This window comes from Pseudomonas sp. ATCC PTA-122608 (genome assembly GCF_001952855.1).
In the GTDB taxonomy this organism is placed as follows: domain Bacteria; phylum Pseudomonadota; class Gammaproteobacteria; order Pseudomonadales; family Pseudomonadaceae; genus Aquipseudomonas.
In genome coordinates this window covers 76,611-96,169 of the sequence record NZ_LPNO01000011.1, presented here as the reverse complement: position 1 = coordinate 96,169, position 19,559 = coordinate 76,611, and the positions used below count along the sequence as shown (strand labels likewise).

15 protein-coding genes are annotated in these 19,559 nt (G+C 62.8%); 2 read left to right on the top strand and 13 right to left on the bottom strand.

The genetic code is table 11. From position 1 onward, the window contains the following. Window positions 1-35: 35 nt before the first annotated feature. From AU074_RS11875 to AU074_RS11845, 7 genes are all read right to left on the bottom strand, one after another. Entirely contained in the window at window positions 36-1,676 is a 1,641-nt protein-coding gene (locus AU074_RS11875; RefSeq protein WP_076014889.1) for a BatD family protein, read from the bottom strand. Continuing rightward, window positions 1,673-3,415 (bottom strand): tetratricopeptide repeat protein, encoded by a 1,743-nt coding sequence (locus AU074_RS11870; protein ID WP_076014888.1) that lies wholly within the window; start codon window positions 3,413-3,415, stop codon window positions 1,673-1,675. The genes AU074_RS11875 and AU074_RS11870 overlap by 4 nt, the downstream gene beginning before the upstream one ends. After that, window positions 3,412-4,500, bottom strand: a complete 1,089-nt coding sequence (locus AU074_RS11865; RefSeq protein WP_063029404.1) for a VWA domain-containing protein — start codon at window positions 4,498-4,500, stop codon at window positions 3,412-3,414. The genes AU074_RS11870 and AU074_RS11865 overlap by 4 nt, the downstream gene beginning before the upstream one ends. After that, entirely contained in the window at window positions 4,493-4,987 is a 495-nt protein-coding gene (locus AU074_RS11860) for a DUF4381 domain-containing protein (RefSeq protein WP_010173073.1), read from the bottom strand. The genes AU074_RS11865 and AU074_RS11860 overlap by 8 nt, the downstream gene beginning before the upstream one ends. After that, window positions 4,984-5,916 (bottom strand): DUF58 domain-containing protein, encoded by a 933-nt coding sequence (locus tag AU074_RS11855; protein ID WP_003218540.1) that lies wholly within the window; start codon window positions 5,914-5,916, stop codon window positions 4,984-4,986. The genes AU074_RS11860 and AU074_RS11855 overlap by 4 nt, the downstream gene beginning before the upstream one ends. Window positions 5,917-5,921: 5 nt before the next feature. Continuing rightward, complete coding sequence (locus AU074_RS11850) at window positions 5,922-6,881, bottom strand: MoxR family ATPase (RefSeq protein WP_003218556.1); 960 nt, start codon at window positions 6,879-6,881, stop codon at window positions 5,922-5,924. A 310-nt stretch (window positions 6,882-7,191) separates the two neighbouring features. Continuing rightward, complete coding sequence (locus AU074_RS11845) at window positions 7,192-7,548, bottom strand: hypothetical protein (RefSeq protein ID WP_076014887.1); 357 nt, start codon at window positions 7,546-7,548, stop codon at window positions 7,192-7,194. 468 nt (window positions 7,549-8,016) lie between these two features. Here AU074_RS11845 and AU074_RS11835 point away from each other — a divergent pair, with 468 nt between their 5' ends. Continuing rightward, window positions 8,017-12,876: an NAD-glutamate dehydrogenase gene (locus tag AU074_RS11835; RefSeq protein ID WP_076014885.1), complete on the top strand. Its 4,860-nt coding sequence runs from the start codon at window positions 8,017-8,019 to the stop codon at window positions 12,874-12,876. Window positions 12,877-13,070: 194 nt separating this feature from the next. Here the strand turns inward: AU074_RS11835 and AU074_RS11830 are convergent, their stop codons facing one another. The 3 genes from AU074_RS11830 to AU074_RS11820 form a co-directional block, all read right to left on the bottom strand. Further along, window positions 13,071-13,757 carry a GntR family transcriptional regulator gene (locus tag AU074_RS11830; RefSeq protein ID WP_076014884.1) on the bottom strand — a complete coding sequence of 229 codons (687 nt, stop codon included), beginning with the start codon at window positions 13,755-13,757 and terminating at the stop codon, window positions 13,071-13,073. A gap of 17 nt (window positions 13,758-13,774) precedes the next feature. After that, on the bottom strand, window positions 13,775-14,479 hold the full coding sequence (locus AU074_RS11825; protein ID WP_003212959.1) for a FadR/GntR family transcriptional regulator: 705 nt from the start codon (window positions 14,477-14,479) through the stop codon (window positions 13,775-13,777). Between the two features lie 145 nt (window positions 14,480-14,624). Beyond that, window positions 14,625-15,935 carry a C4-dicarboxylate transporter DctA gene (locus AU074_RS11820; RefSeq protein WP_076014883.1) on the bottom strand — a complete coding sequence of 437 codons (1,311 nt, stop codon included), beginning with the start codon at window positions 15,933-15,935 and terminating at the stop codon, window positions 14,625-14,627. A gap of 232 nt (window positions 15,936-16,167) precedes the next feature. Between AU074_RS11820 and AU074_RS11815 the strand changes: the two genes are divergently transcribed. Next, on the top strand, window positions 16,168-16,797 hold the full coding sequence (locus tag AU074_RS11815) for a DNA-3-methyladenine glycosylase I (protein ID WP_076014882.1): 630 nt from the start codon (window positions 16,168-16,170) through the stop codon (window positions 16,795-16,797). Here the strand turns inward: AU074_RS11815 and AU074_RS11810 are convergent. From AU074_RS11810 to AU074_RS11800, 3 genes are all read right to left on the bottom strand, one after another. Beyond that, window positions 16,794-17,195, bottom strand: coding sequence for a cupin domain-containing protein (locus tag AU074_RS11810; RefSeq protein WP_076014881.1), 402 nt, complete (start codon window positions 17,193-17,195; stop codon window positions 16,794-16,796). The two genes, AU074_RS11815 and AU074_RS11810, sit on opposite strands and share 4 nt — an antisense overlap. 84 nt (window positions 17,196-17,279) lie before the next feature. Next, entirely contained in the window at window positions 17,280-18,713 is a 1,434-nt protein-coding gene (locus AU074_RS11805; RefSeq protein ID WP_076014880.1) for a PLP-dependent aminotransferase family protein, read from the bottom strand. 59 nt (window positions 18,714-18,772) lie between these two features. Continuing rightward, a complete protein-coding gene (locus tag AU074_RS11800) occupies window positions 18,773-19,540 on the bottom strand; it encodes an SDR family oxidoreductase (RefSeq protein ID WP_003210776.1) in 768 nt (255 codons plus the stop codon). Between the last annotated feature and the right edge of the window lie 19 nt (window positions 19,541-19,559).

Below are 19,559 nucleotides of genomic sequence, written 5' to 3'. Positions count from 1 at the left end.
CCCACATTTGATTGGTGGCGCCTCAGAAAAGAGGTCTACTTGGGATACAGCGGCGGCAAGCTGGTGCTGTCCCCCGCAGGGTCCTGCTCACGCTCCGCCATCGGAATTGCCTTCACCGCCCGCCACAATTCCTCACCCTGCCAATACTGGCCACTCTCGCTGTACAGCGCGCCGTTCAACCCGTCCAGCGCATCCGACAACGGCACAAACCGCGCCGCCATATCCGCCAGGGTTTCCGGTTGTTGCCGTGCCCAGGCATCCAGTGCCTGACGCGTGGCCTGCGGGTCATTGGCCTGGCTCGCCCGCTTGAGGTCGTCCAGCAAGGTGCGCGGGCTTGGGCCGGTTTGCGCGGCACGCAGGATTGCCGGCTGCCAGCGCGCACGCCACCACAAACCGAAGCCCAGCAGGGTGGTGCAGGCCAGGATCAGGCTGGTCAGTTGCCAGACCCACAGGCTGTCATTGTCCGGCGCGGTGATCACCGTTGGGCTGGCCGGCGTGTCGACGATCAGGCTCGGGTTGGTCGCCACTTGCAGGGTGCGCGCCGGCAGGCTGGTGCGTTCCAGGTGGTCTTCGTGGGTGTTCCACCACACCACTTCCACCGCCGGCAGTTCCAGTGCGCCGACACGGTTGGGCACCAGGGCTTCGCGGTCTTCACGGCTGCCGATCAGGCCACGGTCGTTGTTCTGGTTGCTCAGCACCGGTTGGTCCGGGTAGCGGCGCAGGCCGGGGATGTCGCTCAGCGCCAGCGGCGGCAGTTGCGCGCCGGCCAGGCCTTCGGCTTTCAAGGTGAGGCTGCGGGTCAGGGAGTCGCCGACCTGTACGTGATCGGGCTCGGGGTTCCAGCTTTCCGTCAGCGTCAGGCTGCGTGCCGGCAGCCAGGGAGTGTCGGCCGGGTACATTGCCGGCTTGGCCTTGACGGTCAGCGACAACTCCGGCGAGCTGACGTGGATCAGTTTGCCGGGCTTGGAGCCTTGGGGGTTGTTGTCCTGGGCGGGCCGGGGCTCTACCAGGGTGGCGCTGAACGTCTGCGTCGGAATGGTCAGCGTGCCGCTGTGCTGCGGGTAGATGGCATAGCGGGTTTCGATCACGCCATGGCGTATGCCGTTGATGACTTTTTCGTAGGTGCGCGACTCGCCCAATTGTTCGATGCGTGTATCGGCAACCTGCAACGGCGTGAGGCTGCTGTCGTCGTACAGCGACACCGAGTGGTAGACGCGCACGGTCAACAGCGCCTGGGCCTGGACGTAGACGCTGTCCTGATCGAGGTTGGTTTCGATGAACACCGGGGCCAGTTGGGCCTCGGGGTTCTGGCTGACGGTTTCCACCACTTGCAGGGTGATCGGCTGGGTCTTGAGTTCGCCGATCTGCAACGGTGGAATCACCACGGTGCCGTTCTGCCTGGGCAGCAGGGTGATGATCCAGCGGGTGGTGGCGTGGTTGTCGCCGGCCAAGGTGGTGAGCTGGTTGATCTGACGGGTGCCGCTGACTTCAAACAGCGGGTCGAGTGGCGCCAGGTCCGGTTTGCCGAACAGCGTGACATCGTTGGACTCCACCGTCAGTTCCACCGTCTCCCCGGAATTGATGCGGCTGCGGTCGACACTGGCCACCAGGCCGGCTGCCTGGGCCTGACTGGCCCACAACGCGAGGGTGAGAAGAAGGGTGGTGCAGCGGTTCATCGAGTCTTGTCCTGATGTTGTTGCTGTTCATACCAGAATTTACGTCGCAGCAGCTCGCCGGGGTTGTCCGGGATCTGCCGCAGCCATTGTTCCAGGGCCTGGCGCTGTTCGCCTTCAAGGGTGCCGTTTGCGGGGCGCAGCGGCGGGGTGGTGGTTTGCTCATCACCCAACTCGCTGCCGGGTACCTCGTTGCTGCCGGCGTGGGGCGTGGCCCCGGTTTGCGTGTCGGTCGCGCCGGGCTGGCCCTGGCCTTGAGACGTCTGCTCGCCACCGGTGGCGGTCTGGCTGCTGGCGCCAGGTTGCGCAGTCTGGCCGGGTTGCGTGGTTTCGTCATCCTCGTTTTTTGCCGGTTTGGCCGGCTCGGTTTTTTCCGGTTCCTGCTGCATCAGGCTTTCCACCAGCGCTTTGTTCTTCAGCGCCGGCTGCAAGTCGGGCTGGGCTTCGAGGGCTTGTTCGTAGGCGTCGATCGCCGCCTCCAGCTCGCCGCTTTTGGCCAGGGCATTGCCTCGATTGTAGTGGGAATAGGCGTCGCTGCCCTCGGCAAACCGCTTGGCAGCTTCGGCATAGTTGCCCGCTTCATACAGCGCGACGCCTTGCCATTGCGGGTCTTCGAAATGCTCGGCAGCCTCGGCCGGGCGTTTTTTCTTCAGCAGCAGTTGGCCCTGTTGGTCGGGGCGCAACCACAGGTCCTGGAAGTCGAAGGCATAGCTGGGCTGCGGCGCGCCCAACAGCAGCAGCGGCAGGAAGAACAGCCAGCCACGGCGCCCGGCGCAGGCGGCCAGCAGCAACAGCGGCAAGAGTAGCCAGTAACCCTGGTCGGCCCAGGTGTCGAGGTGCAGCAGTTGGCCGTCATTGCGCAGGCTTTGCGGGCCGTCCAGCAGGCCGAGGTAGCGCAGGTCCTTGTCGTCCAGACGGGCCTGGCGGTAGCGACCGCCCATTTCGCTGGCGAAGGCCTTGAGGGTCGGGCTGTCGAGACGCGGTACGAGGATTGCGCCCTGGGCGTCCTTGAGGAATTCGCCGCTTTCCTGGGTCACCGGCGTGCCTTCACGGCTGCCGATGCCGAGGATCGACAAGCTTGGCGCCTGGTTGCTTTGCAATTGCAGGCGGATGCCCTGGCGCTCCTGCTTGGACAACGACGAGCCGATCAGCAGCAGCCGGCCCTGGCCGAGACCGCCATGCTTGAGCAGGCTCAGGGCTTTTTCCACCGCCAGATCGGCGCGGTGGCCGGGCTCGGGCATGATCGAGGGGCGCAGGGCTTCCAGCAGGTTATGGCTGGTGGCCAGGTCGTCCGAAAGCGGCACCAGGGTGTGGGCGCTGCCGGCGTAGACCACGATGGCAGTCTGCGCATCGCTGCGGGCCTGGAGCAAGTCGAACAGCTTGCGCCGCGCCTGTTCGAGGCGGCTGGGCGGGCTGTCGGTGGCGAGCATTTCCGGGGTCAGTTCCAGCAACACCACCAGCGGGTCGGAGGGTTTCTGGCTGGGCTGCTCGACGCGCTCCCAGCTCGGGCCGAGCAACGCCAGCACGGCCAGCAGCCAGGCGATGCCGAGCACGACCCACGGTGATTTGCTTTCGCGGCCACTGCCGCCGCTGAGCAACGCGGCATGGAACGCCGGCGGCAGAATCATCTGCCAGCGCCCGGCACGTTTCTGCCGGTGCCACAACTGCCACAGCAACCAGCCGAGCAGCGGCAACAGCAACAGCCACCAGGGGCGGAACCAGTGCGGCCACAAGGCGATCATCGACGCCTCCGCAAACGCAGGCGTTTGAGGCGTTCGCGCCATTCAGGATTGGGTTGCAGGAAACGGCCCTTGCTCGAGAGTTTGTTGAACAGCCGTTGCAGGGCGTTATCCGGCCAGCGCTCCTGGATTACCAGCAGCATGCTGAGGATCAGCGCCAACGCCAGCGGCGCGCTGTACAGCGCTTGCGCAGGGCGCGCCTGAGTCGGTTGCTGGGCCACGGGTTCAAGCTGGTCGAGGGTTTCCTTGACCTTCAACAGTTCATTGCCGTCGCGGGCGCGGAAGTAGCGGCCGCCGGTGGCCTCGGCGATGGCCTTGAGGGCCGGCTCGTCAAGATCCAGGCTCGGGTTGACGCCGAGGACGCCCAGGGAGCCGGTTTCCTCGGGGTCTGCGCCGATGCCGATCGGGTAGATTTTCACGCCTTCTTCAGCAGCCAGGCGGGCGGCGGTCAGCGGGTCGATTTCGCCGGCATTGTTGGCGCCGTCGGTGACCAGGATCAGCACTCGGCTTTGGGCCGGACGCTGGCGCAGGCGCTTGAGGGCCAGGCCGATGGCGTCGCCTATTGCGGTGTTTTTACCGGCGATGCCGATTCGTGCTTCATCGAGCCAAGTGCGCACGGTGCGTCGGTCAAAGGTCAGCGGCGCTTGCAGATAAGCCTGGCTGCCGAACAGGATCAATCCCACGCGGTCACCTTCGCGGCCTTCCAGGAAATCCCCCAGCAGGTGCTTGACCAGGCTCAGGCGGCTGACGTCCTCGTCCTGCCATTGCATGTCGGGGAAGTCCATTGAGCCGGAAACGTCCACGGCCACCAGCAAGTCGCGGCCGCTGGCTGCAATCGGCAAGGGTTCGCCGAGCCATTCCGGGCGGGCGGCGGCGGTCAACAGCAGCAGCCACAGGAACACGAACGGCGCTTGCTGGCGCCAGCCCGGCAGGTTGACCCGCGCACGGCGGCGGGCCAGGCCTTCGAGGTCGCTGAGGAAGCTGACTTTCAGCGCCGGCTCGCCACTGTCGGCCACCGGCAGGATGAGGCGCAGCAACCACGGCAGTGGCAACAGGGCAAAGATCCACGGCCAGGCGAACTCAAACATGTTTGCGAATCCAGGTGTCGACGGCTTGGGTCAGGCCGGCGATGGCCTTGTCGTCGAGTTTGCATTCGGGCTTGTAGGCACCTTCCACCAGCACCATCCAGCGAGTCAGGCCGGCAGCGGGGCAACGGTTGTCGAGGAATGCCAGCCACTTTCGGCCGTTTAGGGTGTGGCTCTGGCTGTAGGGATAGTCATTGCGGCACAGACGTTTGAGCAGGCCGTTGAGTTGTTGCAGCCAGGCACCGGCCGGCGCGCCGTCGTAGGGTTTGGGCATCAGGGCCAGCTCGGCGAGGGCGGCGATGCGCAACGGGTCCAGGGGCTGTTCGGCGCGGGCCAACGGGCGCTTGGCCGGCAGGAAACGCCGCAGCGACCACAAGCCCCAGCCCGCCAGCGGGAGGATCAGCAGCAACAGCCACCAGCCCGGCGCCGGCGGCCAGAAGCCGATCACCGGCGGGGCGATCAGGGGTTGCAGTTGGTCGAGGCTGCTCATTGCTTTTTAACCGGGCGTTGCGGGTTCAGGTATTCGCGCAGTTGCTCGACCATTTCACCCTGGGTACTCAAGGGCATCAACAGCACCCGCAGCTTTTGCGCGAGCAATTCCCAACGTGCGCTGCGGGCTTCGGCCTGGGCCTTGTAGGCCTGGCGCAGGTCAAAATTCAGGGTGTCCAGCTCCAGTTGTGCGCCGCGCTCGGCGAAACGCAGCAGCCCGGCGGCGGGCAGGGCGTGGTCCAGAGGGTCGGACACCGGCAACAGCAGCAGGTCGCAATGCCGCGACAACAGGCTCAGCTGTTGCTCGGCGCCTTCGGTCAGGGCGCGCTCGTCGCAGATCACAATCACCAGGCTGCCCGGGCGCAAAACTTCCCGGGCCCGGCGCAAGGCCATGCCGAGGGCGTCGGCCTCCGGGCGGCGTTCGGTGTTGAGGCTCTGGTTGACCCGCACCAGACGGTTGAGCAGTTGCAGCAGGCTTTGCTTGCTGCGCCGGGGTTTGATTTCGTAGTGCTCGCTGTCGCCGAATACCAGCCCGCCGACCCGGTCGTTATGGCCCAGTGCCGCCCAGCCGATCAGGCTCGCCGCCTGGGCCGCCAGCACCGACTTGAACATCTGCCCCGAGCCGAAAAACAGCCGGCAGCTTTGTTCCACCATGATGAAGATCGGCCGTTCGCGCTCTTCATGGAACAATTTGGTATGGGGCTCCTGGGTACGTGCGGTGACGCGCCAGTCGATGGTGCGTACGTCGTCGCCAGCCTGATACACCCGCACCTGATCGAAGTCGACCCCGCGCCCGCGCAGTTTCGAGTGGTGCAGGCCGATCAGCGGGCTGCGCTGGCTCGGCGTGGAAAACAGCTGCACTTCCCGCACGCGATGGCGCATCTCGATCAATTCGCTCAAGGTGACACGGGTTCCATCGCCAGCGTTCATGGGCGTCAAGCGACGGCAACGACGTCGAGAATGCGTTGCACCACACGGTCCTGGTCGATACCGGCCGCTTCAGCTTCGAACGACAGAATGATCCGGTGACGCAGTACGTCGAACAGCACCGCCTGGATGTCTTCCGGGCTGACGAAGTCGCGACCGGCCAGCCAGGCGTGGGCCCGGGCGCAGCGGTCCAGGGCAATCGAGCCACGCGGGCTGGCGCCATAGGCAATCCACTCGGCCATTTCCGGGTCGAACTTGGCCGGGGTGCGGGTGGCCATGACCAGTTGCACCAGGTATTCCTCCACCGCATCGGCCATGTACAGGCCAAGGATTTCCTTGCGCGCGGCAAAGATCGCCTGCTGGCTGACCCGGCGCTCGGGCTTGGTTTCACCATTGAGCGCTTCGCCACGGGCTTGCTGCAGGATGCGGCGCTCGACAGCGGCGTCCGGGAAGCCGATTTTCACGTGCATCAGGAAACGGTCGAGCTGGGCTTCAGGCAGCGGGTAGGTGCCTTCCTGCTCGATCGGGTTTTGCGTGGCCATCACCAGGAACAACGGCGACAACTCGTAAGTGCTGCGCCCCACGCTGACCTGGCGCTCGGCCATGGCTTCGAGCAATGCCGACTGCACCTTGGCCGGGGCCCGGTTGATTTCGTCCGCCAGCACCAGGTTGTGGAAGATCGGGCCTTGTTGGAACACGAAGCTGCCGGTTTCCGGACGATAGATCTCGGTGCCGGTGATGTCGGCGGGCAGCAGGTCGGGGGTGAACTGGATGCGATGGAACTGTGCCTCGATCCCTTCGGCAAGCTCCTTGATAGCCTTGGTCTTGGCCAGGCCGGGAGCGCCTTCAACCAGCATATGGCCATCGGCGAGCAGGGCAATGAGCAAGCGCTCGATGAGTTTTTCCTGGCCGAGAATCTGCGTTGAAAGAAAGGTTCGCAGCGCAAGCAGCGCTTCACGATGTTCCATCGATGACGGTTCCTGGAGGGGTGAGACTGGGCATTGCGAAAAATGCCAGGCCTGGGGGCGTTACTTTAATGCATCGCAGGGGCTGGCGACTAACGGCGTGGGGGGTATTTTTGGGAAATGTGGGAAATTTCCGAAGATTTTGCCGACGGGCACCTGCCGTTGTGGCGAGGGAGCTTGCTCCCGCTGGGCTGCGCAGCAGCCCCAATAAGGCTGTCGAGTTTTTTCCAGGCAGAACGCAGTAGGCTGGTTTGGGGCCGCTTTGCAGCCCAGCGGGAGCAAGCTCCCTCGCCATATTGTGCGGGTTTGGCAGCTAGGCCCGGATATAGGTCCCGGTGCCCTTGAGAATGTTCTGCAGGGTTGCCTCCACTTCGGCCAGGTCCGACGCGGCGGTGCCGTGGGTGATTTCCAGATGATCGCTGCCGCCCAACGCATCGGCATCCGCTGCGCCAATTTCCACCAGCAACGTCGTGGCACTCAGGGTGATCTTCAGCCCGTCAAGGGTCGACGGCTCGTAATCCCAGGTGATCTCCACCTCGTCCTCATCCGGATAACGGGTCACCATGAACATCTCGCCCTTGTCGCCGTGGCAGCAGAGCATGGCCATGTTGTCTTCTTCGTCATCGCACGGGTTGACGATCAGGTGGGCGGTGGTGAGTTGCAATGGCATGGTTAATCCTGTCTGGGGGAGGGCGAAGCAGGGCAATTGTGCCATTACGGCGAATTTTGTGCTGCATCGTGTGTCAGACCTTTTGGCATGACCTGGCGGGCTAAATCAGTCATTTCCGATACTCGGCGCCCCGGGATTTCTCCGAAAACACCCGGTTGCCCAAGTCGCAACCCGCCAGCAGCGTGCCGATGACCGAATATGTCGCAGCGTCGCAAGCAGCCTGCTTCCTACACTCGTTAAGCTGCGCAACGGATGTGCCCTGCCGGGAGTCTGACCTGCCCGTCGTACCGTCACCTGGCAAGGTGCGCATCTTATGGAAGTTGAATGTGACCTCATTGTCTTGTCCAGCTTCACCCACCTGTCACTCTGAATTCGTTACTGTAGACCGCGAACAGAGCTGACGGTCTCCCCGCAAGGGGATAACACGCGACGCTTCCATCAATAACAAGCCCAAGCGGAGTACCACAGATGGCGTTCTTCACCGCAGCCAGCAAAGCCGACTTCCAGCACCAACTGCAAGCGGCACTGGCGCAGCACATCAGTGAACAGGCACTGCCACAAGTGGCGCTGTTCGCTGAACAATTTTTCGGCATTATTTCCCTGGATGAACTGACCCAGCGTCGCTTGTCCGACCTGGCCGGTTGCACCCTGTCTGCCTGGCGCCTGCTTGAGCGCTTTGATCACAACCAACCGCAAGTGCGGGTCTACAACCCCGATTACGAACGTCATGGCTGGCAATCGACCCACACCGCGGTCGAAGTGCTGCACCACGACTTGCCATTCCTGGTGGACTCGGTACGCACCGAGCTGAACCGCCGTGGCTACAGCATCCATACCCTGCAAACCACCGTGCTCAGCGTGCGTCGTGGCAAGAAGGGCGAGTTGCTGGAAATCCTGCCGAAAGGCACCCAGGGCGAAGACGTTCAGCAAGAATCGCTGATGTACCTGGAAATCGACCGTTGCGCCAACGCCGCCGAGCTGAGTGTCCTGAGCAAGGAACTTGAGCAGGTGCTGGGCGAAGTGCGCGTTGCTGTCGCCGATTTCGAACCGATGAAGGCCAAGGTCCAGGAACTGCTGGCCGGTATCGATGCCAGCTCGTACGTGATCGACGGCGAAGAAAAAGCCGAGATCAAGAGCTTCCTGGAATGGCTGGTGGGCAACCACTTCACCTTTCTCGGCTATGAAGAGTTTGTGGTACGTGACGAGGCGGATGGCGGTCATATCGAATATGACACTCACTCGTTCCTCGGTCTGACCAAGCTGCTGCGCCCGGGCCTGACGGCCGATGACCTGCGCATCGAGGACTACGCAGTGAACTACCTGCGTGAGCCGGCTGTGCTGTCGTTCGCCAAGGCTGCTCACCCAAGCCGCGTACACCGCCCGGCCTACCCGGACTACGTGTCGATCCGCCAGATCGATGCCACCGGCAAGGTCGTCAAGGAATGCCGCTTCATGGGCCTCTACACCTCCTCGGTGTACGGCGAAAGCGTGCGAGTGATTCCTTACATCCGTCGCAAGGTTGCGGAAATCGAACGTCGTTCGGGCTTCCAGGCCAAGGCGCACTTGGGCAAGGAACTGGCCCAGGTGGTCGAAGTGCTGCCCCGTGATGACCTGTTCCAGACCCCGGTGGACGAGCTGTTCAGCACCGTGATGTCGATCGTGCAGATCCAGGAACGCAACAAGATCCGCGTGTTCCTGCGCAAAGACCCGTACGGTCGCTTCTGCTACTGCCTGGCCTATGTGCCGCGCGACATCTATTCCACCGAAGTGCGCCAGAAGATCCAGCAAGTCCTGATGGATCGCCTGAAAGCCTCGGACTGCGAGTTCTGGACTTTCTTCTCCGAGTCGGTACTGGCTCGCGTCCAGCTGATCCTGCGGGTAGACCCGAAGAACCGCCTGGACATCGACCCGCTGCAACTGGAAAAAGAAGTGGTGCAGGCCTGCCGCAGCTGGCAGGACGACTACTCCAGCCTGGTGGTGGAAAGCTTCGGCGAAGCCCACGGCACCAACGTGCTGGCGGACTTCCCGAAAGGCTTCCCTGCCGGGTATCGTGAGCGTTTTGCGGCGCATTCGGCCGTGGTCGACATGCAGCACTTGCTCAGCCTCACCGAAGCCAACCCGCTGGTGATGAGTTTCTACCAGCCATTGGGCCAGGTTTCCGGTCAGCGCGAGCTGCACTGCAAGCTGTATCACGCCGACACCCCGCTGGCACTGTCCGACGTGCTGCCGATCCTGGAAAACCTCGGCCTGCGTGTACTGGGTGAATTCCCGTACCGCTTGCGTCATGCCAATGGCCGCGAGTTCTGGATTCACGATTTCGCGTTCACCGCCGCTGAAGGCCTGAACCTCGACATCCAGCAGCTCAACGACACCCTGCAGGACGCGTTCGTGCACATCGTCAACGGCGATGCCGAGAACGATGCGTTCAACCGCCTGGTACTGACCGCCGGCCTGCCATGGCGCGATGTAGCGTTGCTGCGTGCCTATGCGCGTTACCTGAAGCAGATTCGCCTGGGCTTCGACCTGGGTTACATCGCCAGCACCCTGAACAACCACACCGACATCGCCCGCGAGTTGACCCGGTTGTTCAAGACCCGCTTCTACCTGGCGCGCAAGCTCACCGCCGAAGACCTGGAAGACAAGCAGCAACGTCTGGAGCAAGCGATCCTCACGGCCCTGGACGACGTTCAGGTGCTCAACGAAGACCGCATCCTGCGTCGCTACCTGGACCTGATCAAGGCTACCTTGCGGACCAACTTCTACCAGGCGGATGCCAACGGTCAGAACAAGTCGTACTTCAGCTTCAAGTTCAACCCGCACGCCATTCCAGAATTGCCCAAGCCGGTGCCGAAGTTTGAAATCTTCGTCTACTCGCCACGGGTTGAAGGCGTGCACCTGCGCTTTGGTAACGTTGCACGCGGCGGCCTGCGCTGGTCTGACCGTGAAGAAGACTTCCGCACCGAAGTGCTGGGCCTGGTAAAAGCCCAGCAAGTGAAGAACTCGGTGATCGTGCCGGTTGGCGCCAAGGGCGGTTTCCTGCCGCGTCGCCTGCCACTGGGCGGCGGTCGGGACGAGATCGCGGCCGAGGGCATCGCCTGCTACCGCATCTTCATTTCCGGCCTGTTGGACATTACCGACAACCTGAAAGACGGCGCCCTGGTGCCTCCGTTGAACGTGGTGCGCCACGACAACGATGACCCGTACCTGGTGGTGGCAGCGGACAAGGGCACTGCGACCTTCTCCGACATCGCCAACGGCATCGCCATCGACTATGGCTTCTGGCTGGGTGACGCGTTCGCTTCCGGCGGTTCTGCCGGTTACGACCACAAGAAAATGGGCATCACCGCCAAGGGTGCGTGGGTGGGTGTGCAGCGTCACTTCCGTGAGCGCGGCATCAACGTCCAGCAAGACAGCATCACCGTGGTGGGCGTGGGCGACATGGCCGGCGACGTGTTCGGCAACGGCCTGTTGATGTCCGACAAGCTGCAACTGGTCGCGGCTTTCAACCACCTGCACATCTTCATCGATCCAAACCCGACCCCGGCCAACAGCTTCGCTGAACGTCAGCGCCTGTTCGACTTGCCGCGCTCGTCCTGGACCGACTACGACACCAGCATCATGTCGGAAGGTGGCGGTATCTTCTCGCGCAGCGCGAAGAGCATTGCCATCTCGGCGCAGATGAAAGAACGCTTCGACATCCAGGCTGACAAGCTGACCCCGACCGAACTGCTGAACGCCTTGCTCAAGGCGCCGGTGGACCTGTTGTGGAACGGCGGTATCGGTACTTACGTCAAGGCCAGCACCGAAAGCCATGCCGATGTGGGCGACAAGGCCAACGACGCCCTGCGCGTCAACGGCAACGAGTTGCGCTGCAAGGTGGTGGGCGAGGGCGGTAACCTCGGCATGACCCAATTGGGTCGTGTGGAATTCGGCCTCAATGGCGGCGGCTCCAACACCGACTTCATCGACAACGCCGGTGGTGTGGATTGCTCCGACCACGAAGTGAACATCAAGATCCTGCTCAACGAAGTGGTGCAGGCTGGTGACATGACCGACAAGCAGCGCAACCAGTTGCTGGCGAGCATGACCGACGAAGTCGGCAGCCTGGTGTTGGGCAACAACTATAAGCAGACCCAGGCCCTGTCCCTGGCCGCCCGCAAAGCCTTCGAGCGAGCTGCCGAGTACAAGCGCCTGATGAGCGACCTGGAAAGCCGTGGCAAGCTGGACCGCGCCATCGAGTACCTGCCTTCCGAAGACCAGCTCACCGAGCGTGCGGCCACCGGTAAGGGTCTGACCCGTCCGGAGCTGTCGGTACTGATCTCCTACAGCAAGATCGACCTCAAGGAAGCGTTGCTCAAGTCCCTGGTGCCGGATGACGACTACCTGACCCGCGACATGGAGACCGCGTTCCCGCCGAGTCTGGTGGCGAAGTTCTCCGAAGCCATGCGTCGCCATCGTCTGAAGCGCGAGATCGTCAGCACCCAGATCGCCAACGACCTGGTCAACCACATGGGCATCACCTTTGTTCAGCGGTTGAAAGAGTCCACCGGCATGAGCCCGGCGAACGTGGCCGGTGCTTACGTGATCGTGCGTGACATCTTCCACCTCCCGCACTGGTTCCGTCAGATCGAAGCCCTGGACCACCAGGTTTCGGCTGAAGTGCAACTGGCGCTGATGGACGAACTGATGCGCCTGGGCCGCCGTGCCACACGCTGGTTCCTGCGCAGCCGTCGCAACGAGCAGGATGCTGCCCGTGACGTCGCGCACTTCGGTCCGCACCTGGCGGCGTTGGGCCTCAAACTCGACGAACTGCTGGAAGGTCCGACCCGCGAAGGCTGGCAGAACCGTTACCAAGCCTATGTCGAAGCCGGTGTGCCTGAACTGTTGGCGCGCATGGTTGCAGGCACTACCCACCTGTACACCTTGCTGCCGATCATCGAAGCCGCTGACGTGACCGGTCAGAGCGCAGCGGACGTGGCCAAGGCGTACTTCGCCGTGGGTAGCGCACTGGACTTGCCGTGGTACCTGCAGCAGATCAGCGATCTGCCGGTGGGCAACAACTGGCAGGCCCAGGCCCGCGAAGCCTTCCGCGACGACGTGGACTGGCAGCAACGGGCGATCACCATCAAGGTTCTGCAAATGGCCGAAGCGCCGGAAGACATGGAAGCCCGCGTGGCCCTGTGGCTTGAGCAGAACGCGAGCATGGTGGAGCGCTGGCGCGCGATGATGGTGGAGATTCGTGCTGCGGTCGGTACGGACTACGCCATGTACGCGGTGGCCAACCGTGAGTTGCTGGACCTGGCGATGAGCGGTCAGTCGGTGCTGTAACGGGTCTGACTGAGCGTTAAAACAAAAAGCCCGGTATCGAAAGATGCCGGGCTTTTTTGTGTTTGATTATCGGGTGTTTTCTCAACTTGTGGCGAGGGAGCTTGCTCCCGTTGGGCTGCGCAGCAGTCCCGTTTTTGGGGACGCTGCGCGCCCCAGCGGGAGCAAGCTCCCTCGCCACAGGTAAAGCAGTATGATCAATTGCTACGTAGCAGCTTGGCTTCCAGATGATCCAGATGGTGGGTCATCAAGGTGACGGCTGTACCGGCATCGCCTTGCTCCACCGCATCCACAATCGCCCTGTGCTCCTGCCACGCGCAATACGTGCAGGCCTTGGCCTCAAATTGCGCAATCGCCAACGAGGTCAACGGCACCAGGCTGTTGAGAAACTGCGCCAACGGCGCGTTACCCGCTATCGCCGCCAGTTGCAGGTGAAACTCCCCGGAAAGCCGAATCGCTGGCCCGCGTTGGTCGCGCTCGATGCATTCCCGCTCCCGCGCAATCAACTCACGCAACTGTCGTACCTGCGCTGGCTCCGCATTGGCACACGCCAACTGCACCACGGTGATTTCCGTCAGGCGCCGGGCCTCGAGAATCTGCCGGGTTTGTTGGGCATCGGGTGCCGCCACCTGGGCCCGGTGGTTGGGCCGCAGGATGATCACTTGCTGGTGCGACAGCCGCGCCAGCACTCGGCGAATCACGCTGCGGCTGACGCCAAAACTCTGCCCGAGGCTCTCCTCGGTAAAACGGCTGGCGGGGGCGATGCGTTGCTCGAGAATGGCGTCAAACAGTGCCGGGTAGATGTCGTCCACCGAGAGTTTCGGCTTGCCCACCAGGCGCAACGGCGTAAAGGGGAAAGGGGTGTGCAGGGCGTGAGCGGTCATGCGCGGTCTCCTGGAAGTCAGCTACCCAGATGGTCATCCGGGATGTTCAAGCGAATGCCCATGCGCAAGCCTTCCTGCAGGATATGCCGGCGCATTTCGGCGCTGGCCAGGGCGCTGTTTTTGTTGCGGATCGCCCGCACCACGGCGTCGTTTTCCTGCAAGCGTTCCGCGAGGTGTTCGGGGGAGTTGCGCAGCACCTGGGCGCTTTGCTTGAGGGCATTGCTGGTCTGTTGCACCACGTTCTGGAAGATCGGGTTGGAGGTCAGGGCGAACAGTTCTTCGTGGAACGCGATGTAGGCGTTCATCCCGGCTTCGCTGTCGCCGGCGTCGAGGGCTTCGCGCATGTCCATCAGGGTCAGGCGCAGTTGCCCGACTTCCTTGCTGCTGATGGATTGCGCCACTAAACCTACGATAAACGGCTCGAGGGTGTAGCGCAGTTGCAGGATGTCTTCGAGGCTGGCGTCGGCCACGCCGCTGTCCTGGGCCTGGGATTCGCTGAGGGTGGTTTCCAGCACCACCACGCCCTTGCCGGGCATGGAACGCACCAGGCCGAGGGTTTCGAGCACGATCACCGCTTCGCGCAGGCTTGGGCGGCTGATGCCCATTTGCTCGGCCAGTTCACGCTGGCCGGGCAGCATCTCGCCGCGCCGCCACTGACCCCTCGCCAGGGCGGCGCGCAGTTTTTCTACCACTGAATTGACTACGGTTGACGAGGTGATCACGTGTGGCTCCCTTTAAATTGGACTGTCTGCTTTGTGTGGCGAGAGAGCTTGCTCCCGCTGGGGCGCGAAGCGGCCCCAAAAAATGGGCCTGCTGCGCAGTCCAGCGGGAGCAAGCTCCCTCGCCACAGGGGATGAGTCAGTCTCATCAGAACTCTTGGTGGGCAGGCAAGACCGGCTTCTTGGCCTGGAATGCATACCCTTGTTGCCCGTCCAGCACCTTGTTGGCGCGCTGGATATCGATGTCTTTTTCCCATCGGGCGATGGCCACGGTGGCGACGCAGTTGCCGATCAGGTTGGTCAGCGCCCGGCCAATGCCCATGAACCAGTCCACCGCCAACACCAGCACCAGGCCCACCACCGGAATCGCTGGAATGGCCGTGAGTGTGGCCGCCAGAATCACCAGTGCCGAGCCCGGTATCCCGTGGGCGCCCTTGGAGGTGATCAGCGACACCAGCAGGATGGTCAGCAGGTCGGTCATCGACAGCGGTGTGCCGGTGGCGTTGGCGATAAACACGATGGCGAGGGTCAGGTAGATCGAAAAACCGTCGAGGTTGAACGAGTACCCGGTCGGAATCACCAGGCCCACGGTGGAGCTGCCAATCCCGAGGTGCTCCAGTTTACGCATGATTTGGGGCAGCACTGCGTCGGAGGAGGCGGTGCCCATCACTATCAACAGCTCTTCCCGCAGGTACTTGAGCAGCGGCAGCATCCGCAGGCCCGACAGGCGCATCACCAGGCCGAGAATCACCGCGACGAACAGGAAGCAGGTGAGGTAGAACAGGCCCACCAGGCTGCCCAGGTGTTGCAGGGAATCCAGGCCATAAGTACTGGTGGTGAAGGCGATGGCGCCGAACACGCCGATGGGCGCCAGGCGCACGATCATGCCCATGATGCGGAAGATCACGTGGCTCAGTTCGTTGATCAACCGCGAGATGCCGGAGGCAGCTTCGCCCACCAGGTTCAGCGCGCTGCCGAACAGCACCGAGAACAACAGCACTTGCAGCACGTTGTTGTCAGCGAAGGCGCCGATCACCGAGTTGGGGATCAGGTCCATCAGGAATTGGCTGGTGCCCTTGATGTGCTGGCCTTTGTCGGCCAGTTCATTCAGGCCGGCGGACGACAGTTGTTCCAGGTGGATATTGGCGCCAGTGCCGATCCCGGTGCTGAACGCCATGATCAGGCCGATCACCAGGGCCACGGTGGTCAATGCTTCGAAGTAGATCACCGACTTGAGGCCGATGCGTCCGACTTTCTTCAAGTCGCCGGCGCCGGAAATACCGCTGACCACCACGCAGAATACGATCAGGCCAATCAGCATTTTGATCAGCTTGATAAAGCCGTCACCCAGGGGTTTGAGTTGCGAGGAAAATTCGGGAAGGGCGAGGCCGCAGATTATGCCGATGATCAGGCCAATCACGACTTGCAGGAAAATCGAACGCGAGCACCATCTGAGCATGGGGAGGATCTCTATTCGGTGCCCTGGTGGGTCCAGGGCTTAATTGTTGTGGTCTGACCGGTATGTCCAGTGCGGGGCCAGTCTACGCTCGGATTTTTTCAAGTCGCAAGTAAATATTACGTGGATGGCCGGTCCCGGTCTGACCAGTGGGTATGTAAGGTCTGTGCTTGAGCGGTTGGCGGCGGGAATTTTTTTTCGCTTATCATCCGCAGCTTGGCCAAACAGGTGAGCTATGGATATTCCGGGACTGACGACGGATGAGAATGGCCTGACGCGCTGTACATGGCGCATGGCCGCAGTGGAATACCCGGATTACCACGACCACGAATGGGGCGTGCCGGTGGCTGATGACATTGCGCTTTACGAGAAGATTTGCCTGGAGGGTTTTCAGGCGGGCATGGCGTGGATCACCATCCTGCGCAAGCGCGAGGCGTTTCGACGGGCGTTCGAGGGCTTTGATTTTCGCCGGGTGGCGCAGTACACCGAGCAGGATATCGAGCGGCTGATGGCCGACCCGGGTATCGTGCGCAATCGCGCCAAGATCGTGTCCACCATCAACAACGCCCGGCGCGCTTGTGAGCTGGTGGATGAGACCGGTTCGCTGGCGGCGTGGTTGTGGTCATTTGAGCCGCCCGCCGACGAGCGCCCGGCGCAGGTCGACCTGGCGTACTGGACGGCCAACCCGACTTCAGCCGCTTCAACGCGCTTGTTCCAGGCCCTGAAAAAGCGCGGCTGGAGCTACGTGGGGCCGACCACGATGTATGCGTTCATGCAGGCGATGGGCATGGTCAACGACCACCTTGAAGGCTGTATCTGCCGGCAGCAGATCGAAGATCGGCGCCGGCAATTCAAACGGCCTTAGTGTGGCAGCGGTGTGAGTACGTCGGCCTTGTCGTCCATCACCATCACCACCAGCAATTTCGCCGGTTGGGTCTGGCTGGCATTGCTCGATTCAAAGTGCCGCGAGCCAGCCGGTTCGTAGAACGATTGGCCGACCTTGTAGGTGATCGCCTTCTCATCGTTGACCCGCGAGGTGATTTCACCCTCCAGCACGTAGGCCACGGCAGTGCCGGTGTGGCTGTGGGGCACGGTCGCCTGGCCCGGGGCGTAGTCCACGGTGAGCATCACGGTTTTCTTGCCGGGGACGTTGGTCAGGGCGTGTTCCTGCAAGACGTTGATCTTTTCCTGGTTGTATACCGGGTCGTGGGCAAAGGCGCTTAACGAGGCCAGCAGCAGGGTGGTGCCGAGCAGTACTTTCATGGTGAGGCTTCCGAGTGAGTCGAGACCCGTTCACCCTAGGCCCCGATCCGGATTTGACCAATAGCCAATCCGGCGGAAATTCCCTCAGCCAATCTGTTGCAGGATGTCCCGCACCACGTCCAGCGCCGGGTCGATGTCCAGGGTTTCGATCGCGCCAAACCCGATCTTCAGCCCCTCGCGTACCGGTGTGTCGTGAAAAAACACGCTCAGCGGATAGAGCCCCACGTCCGCCTCCCGTGCCAGTCGGGTGAGCTGCGGGATATTCACCGGCACCTTGCACAGTGCGGCCAGATGGAACCCGGCCACGGTGGGCACCACTTCGAACCACGGCGAGAGGTCCCCCGCCAGGCGCTGCAGAATCCGTTCCCGGCGCCCGGCATACACCCCATGGCAGCGCCGAATGTGCTTGAGCAGGTAGCCTTCGCTGATGAACTTGGCCAGGGCCCATTGCGGCAGGGTGGAGCTGTGCTGGTCGGTGAGTTGCTTGGCCTTGAGCACCGCGCCAAAAATCGCCGGCGGTAACACCGTGTAGCCCAGGCGCAACTCCGGCAGGAGGGTTTTCGAGAAGGTCCCGACATAGGCGACCACACCGCGGGTGTCCATGCTTTGCAGGGAATCGGTGGGGCGGCCCTCGTAGCGGAATTCGCTGTCGTAGTCATCCTCGATCACGATGGCGCCCAGCGCCAGCGCACGTGCCAGCAACGCTTCACGGCGCAGCACGCTCATGGGCATGCCCAGGGGGAACTGATGGGACGGCGTCACGTAGATCAGCCGCGTGCCGTCGGGAATCAAGTCGACCCGCAGGCCGTGCTCGTCCACCGGCACGCCCACCACGGTCGCCCCCATGGCGTCGAACATCAGTCGCACCGGGGGGTAGCCGGGGTCTTCCATGGCGACGACGCTGCCCGGCTCCAGCACCACGCGGGCGATCAGGTCGAGCGCCTGCTGGGCGCCGTTGGTGACTACGATGTCGTCTTCGCTGCACCTGACCCCACGGGAAAACGCGATATGCCCGGCGATTGCACTGCGCAGGGCCGGCAAACCTTCAGGCCGGCTGTAGAAGCCGCTGTCCTGTGAGATACGACGCAAGGCATCGAGGGTGCAGCGCCGCCATTCATCCTGGGGGAACTGGCTGCGGGCCGTGGCGCCGCCGATAAAGTCCCGGCTCGGGCGGGTCTCACGGCTGGGGTGGCCCATGGGAGCGGGAAGGGCCTGCCACTTGGCCAGGTTGGCGGCGCAGGCGAGGTCGGCGGCACTTTGCAGGTGTTCGCGGCGCGTGGCCCAGGCGTTGACGAACGTGCCACGGCCGATCCTGCCGACCAACAACCCTTCGTAGGTCAGCGCCGCGTAGGTGTCTGAGACCGTCTTGCGCGACACGCCCAGTTGCAGGGCCAGCAAGCGGCTGGGAGGCAATTGCGACCCGGCCACCAGTTGTCCCGACTCAATGGCCGTGCGCAGTTGCTGGTAAAGCTGTTCGGCCAGGTCCTTGCGGCCCTTGATAACGACGTGCAGTTCCATGGTTCATCCAGAGGCAAGCAATCACCCGCAAGATTACCGCAAGTCACCCGCCAGCCGAATCAGGACAGGAAACCGCCGTCCACATTCAGCGAAACGCCGGTGGTGTAGCTCGACGCATCGCTGGCCAGGTACAGCACCGCGCCGGCCATTTCGCTCGGGTCGGCCACACGCTTGAGGGGAATCTGCGCCAGGGCCATTTTCAGGATCGAGTCGTTCTTCACTAGCGCCGAGGCGAACTTGGTGTCGGTCAGGCCCGGCAGCAGCGCGTTGCAACGAATGCCGAACGGTGCGCATTCCTTGGCGAAGACTTTGGTCATGTTGATCACGGCGGCCTTGGTCACCGAGTAGATGCCCTGGAACACACCCGGCGAAATCCCGTTGATCGACGCCACGTTGATGATGCTGCCACCGCCGTTCTCGCGCATCAGCTTGCCGGCTTCCACCGACATGAAGAAGTAGCCACGAATGTTCACGTCGACAGTCTTCTGGAACGCGCCCAGGTCGGTGTCCAGCACGTTGCAGAACTGCGGGTTGGTGGCGGCGTTGTTGACCAGGATATCCAGGCGGCCGAACTGTTCGCGGATCGCGGCAAACACGTTGGTGATCTGTTCCATTTCGCCGATATGGCAGGCGATGGCGGTGGCCTTGCCGCCGTCGGCGATAATCGCGTCGGCCACGTGCTGGCAGCCGTCGATCTTGCGGCTCGACACGATCACGTGGGCGCCTTGCTGGGCCAGCAACTTGGCGATGGCTTCACCGATACCGCGGCTGGCGCCGGAAACGAAAGCGATCTTGCCGTCGAGGTCGAACAGTTGAGTCTTGGACATGGTTTTTCCTTGAAGAGGG